General features: G+C 76.7%; 4 protein-coding genes. 1 reads left to right on the top strand and 3 read right to left on the bottom strand.

Features of this window, described 5'->3' with window-relative positions; translation table 11 throughout:
* The coding region (locus IDM29_RS15995; protein ID WP_188037777.1) for a sigma-70 family RNA polymerase sigma factor at positions 1 to 886 on the bottom strand (886 nt) is incomplete at its 3' end.
* 183 nt (positions 887 to 1,069) lie between these two features.
* On the opposite strand from IDM29_RS15995, the gene IDM29_RS15990 reads away from it, so the two are divergent.
* Positions 1,070 to 1,837, top strand: coding sequence for a hypothetical protein (locus IDM29_RS15990; RefSeq protein WP_182112356.1), 768 nt, complete (start codon positions 1,070 to 1,072; stop codon positions 1,835 to 1,837).
* 24 nt (positions 1,838 to 1,861) lie between these two features.
* Here IDM29_RS15990 and IDM29_RS15985 read toward each other — a convergent pair whose 3' ends face one another.
* Together IDM29_RS15985 and IDM29_RS15980 are read right to left on the bottom strand one after the other, a co-directional pair.
* A complete protein-coding gene (locus IDM29_RS15985; protein WP_370525769.1) occupies positions 1,862 to 2,290 on the bottom strand; it encodes a heat shock protein transcriptional repressor HspR in 429 nt (142 codons plus the stop codon).
* Positions 2,291 to 2,303: 13 nt separating this feature from the next.
* The coding region (locus IDM29_RS15980) for a DnaJ C-terminal domain-containing protein (RefSeq protein WP_188037776.1) at positions 2,304 to 3,084 on the bottom strand (781 nt) is incomplete at its 5' end.

Raw genomic sequence — 3,084 nt, 5'->3', positions numbered from 1 at the left:
CGGCCGTGCCCGTCGCACCGGCGGAGCCGGCGGCTCCCGCACCCGCGGACGCCGCCGCCGTGGCGCCCGCCGCACCGGCGGCGCCGCCGAAGCCGATGCCGTGCAGCACCGCGGCGGACAGCCCCAGCACGAGCGGCGCGATGACCACCCGCATCCCGTGGTTGACGTCCCCGAGCTCGAGCACCAGCGCGCGGCACGTGCCGCACTCGTCGAGATGGCCCTCGACGAGCGCCGTCTCGCGCTTGGCCAGGCCGCCGCGCACGTACGCGCCGAGCTTCTTGTTGACGATCGTGCACGCCTCGCTCTCCGGGGCGGCGAGGTGCTGCTGCAGGTAGGCCTGGCGCAGGCCCTCGCGCGCGCGGTACGCGAGCGCCGCGACGCCGTTCGCGGTGAGGCCCAGGATCGGGGCGATCTGCGCCGCGCTGAGCTCCTCGACCTCGGTGTACCAGAGGACGGCCTGCCACCGCTCCGGCAGCGACGAGTAGGCCTTGGACACGACGCCGCGCTCGAACCCGGCGAGGGTCGGCGCCTCGGTGGACTCGCCGGGGCCGACCGCCGCCTCGAACATCTCGACGTCGTCGGACGCGACGGTCCGCTTGCTCGCCTCGGTACGTTCCATCGCGACGCGCCGCAGCACCGTGAAGAGGTAGGCGCGGAAGGCGACGTCGGGCCCGCCGCCGCGCTGGATCGCGGACAGGACGCGCGAGAACGCGTCCGAGACGGCGTCGTCGGCGTCGGCGGCGCGGTTGGAGTACTGGCGCGCGACGGCGCGCGCGGCGCCGACGTGGCGCTCGTAGAGGACGCCGAAGGGCTCGGACTCACCACCGCGCACGGCGGTGATGAGCTCCGCGTCGCTGGACAGGTCCCAGGCGTTGGCGATCGTCACCCGAGCCCCCTCCGTCGGTCCGCCCTGTGCACAGGCTCTCATGGGCGGTCAACCCCCGTGCGGGTGGCCCCGGGGGTGACATCGGCGGCGCGGGCCCTGAACTGAAGTGTCCGGACCGCCCGATTCCGCGATCCGCGGCCGGAAGTGGCGTCATGGTCACCGCCGTGGCCGCTCTCATCTGTCATGACGACCACGGACCTGACGCGCGACGGGTCGGCGGCGAGCCTGCGCGAGCAGTGGCGTTCCCGGACCGTCGAGTCGGTGTGGTTGCGCCCCGGCGACTGGTACCACCCGGCGGTCGACGCGTTCGCCGAGGCCCTCAGCGCCGAGGAGTGCGCGGCCGCGGCCGCCTCCCGGCTCGGCGAGGTGCGGGGCGCCGCGGGCGTCGGGATCGCCGAGACCCTGGACGACATCGGGCTCGTCTACGAGCTGCTCGGGCGTGAGCCCGGCATGGCGGTCGTCCGGGCGCTGTGCGAGGGCTGGGCGGACGCGGTGGCGTCGGTCCCGGTCCGGGCCTCCTGCCTGGACCCCGAGTCCGGCCTGCCGACGATCGAGTACCTCGGCGTCCGGCTCGCCGAGACGTACGGGGCCGCGCGCCGGCACGGCCACGAGGCGTTCACGACCCACTGCCTGGTCCTGGTCGACGTCGCGCGCGAGGACGTGCCGCCCTGGCGGCGCATGACGCGGTCGGCCGCGATGGGGCAGGCCCTGACGACGTCGCTGCCGGCGGGCCAGCCCATGGCGGCGCTCGGCGGCGGGCGGTTCACGGCCCTCGTGGCACGCGACCGCGACCTCGGGGAGCTCGTGCGCCGGCTGCGCGACGAGGTGAACCGCCAGGCGGTCCAGCTCGAGGTCGCGGACCTGGTGCGCCAGCCGCCGCGCATCTGGATCGAGCCGCTCCCGGAGACGCACGAGTCCGCGGTACGCCTCCTGCACCACCTGCGTCGCTGAGCCGCTGGTCCCGGCGCCGCGGACTCAGCGGCGGCTCGACGGGCTCCAGACCACCAGGGCGCCGTTGGTCGTGACGCGGGCGGGCCGGTGCCCGCGGGGCACGGCGACGACGTCGCCCTGGGGCCCCGCCGCGAAGATGCGGTGTCCCGGCTCGGCCCTGGCACGCAGCGCCTCGACCTGCGCGGTGAGCCGCTCGACCTGCGCCTCGAGCTCGAGGATGCGCTTGATGCCGGCGAGGTTCACGCCCTCGTCCTGCGAGAGGCGCTGGACCTCGCGCAGCGTCGCGATGTCACGCAGCGAGTAGCGCCGCCCGCGCCCCGGGGCCCGCCGGGGGGACACGAGCCCCAGGCGGTCGTACTGGCGCAGCGTCTGCGGGTGCATCCCCGCGAGCTCCGCGGCGACGGAGATGACGAACGCGGGTGCGTCCCACGCCTGCTCCGCGATCCCCGTCACCGTTCCTCCTCCGCTAGCGGGCGGCCCGCGCGCGCAGGTCCGCGCGGACGTCGCCGTCGCGGGTCGCGTCGCGGAACGCCTCGACGGCCGCCCGGGCCTCGTCCGAGAGCCGCTGGGGCACGACCACCTGGACCGTGACGAGCAGGTCGCCGGTGCCCTTCGGCGTCGCGACCCCGCGGCCGCGCACGCGCAGCGTCCGGCCCGACGGCGTACCCGCGGGCACCTTGACCCGCACGGTGCCGCTCCCGCCCGCACCGCCGAACGTGGGCACCTCGACCTCGGCACCGAGCGCCGCCTCGTCGAAGGTCACCGGGACGGTGATGCGCAGGTCACGCCCGTCGATCGAGAACACCGGGTGCGGCTCGACGTGGACGGCGATGACGAGGTCGCCGGCGGGGGCCCCGCCCTCGCCGGGCCGGCCCTTGCCGCGCAGCCGGATCTTCTGGCCGTCGCGCACCCCGGCCGGGATGCGGGCGGTGACCCGGCGGCCCTCGACCGTCAGCGTGACCGTCGAGCCCTCGACCGCCTGCCGGAAGGGCAGCGTCGTCGTCGCCTCGATGTCCTGGCCCTGCATGGCGCGGCCGAAGCCGCCACCACCGCCCCCGAAGAGGCCGCCGAGCAGGTCCTCGAGGCCGGGCTGCCCGGCACCGCCGCCGCCCGGCGACGTCGTGTAGCGGACGCGGCCGCCGCCGGGGGCGCCGCCGCCGAAGAGGCCGCCGAAGACGTCCTCGAAGCCGGCCGCGCCCTGGCCGCCCGGGCCGCGGCCCGGCGCGGTGACGCGCGCGCCGCCGCCC

Source organism: Actinotalea sp. JY-7885 (assembly GCF_014525465.1).
Classification (GTDB): Bacteria; Actinomycetota; Actinomycetes; order Actinomycetales; family Cellulomonadaceae; genus Actinotalea.
Note: the sequence above shows the minus strand (reverse complement) of the source record. Positions and strands in the feature narration are given on the sequence as shown.